The following is a 268-nucleotide window of genomic DNA, read 5'->3' on the forward strand; positions in this document are numbered from 1 at the left end:
GCGAGGAATCATTCAGAAATACTTCCTACCAACATATTTTACAAATAAAACATTTATAGAAAAAAATGAATCATATGTTTCTAAACCTTTATACGGCCGTGAAGGTGGAGGGGTATCTATATACGAAAATGATAAATTATTAGCTGAAGATAAAACAGAGTACTACTTTGAACAACGGAAAATATATCAGCAATATATAGAAATGCCTGACTATACAATTGACACGTGGGATGGTCCGTATACTGGTAAACTATTAATTGGCTCTCAT

Annotated in this window: 1 protein-coding gene; it reads left to right on the forward strand. The window is 32.5% G+C overall.

The window, feature by feature from the left end; all coding sequences use genetic code 11:
* The coding region (locus KVT11_RS19995; protein ID WP_217609162.1) for a glutathionylspermidine synthase family protein at window positions 1–268 on the forward strand (268 nt) is incomplete at both ends.

It is taken from the genome of Bacillus sp. GbtcB10 (genome assembly GCF_019091365.1).
GTDB classification, from domain to species: Bacteria; Bacillota; Bacilli; order Bacillales; family Bacillaceae; genus Bacillus; species Bacillus altitudinis.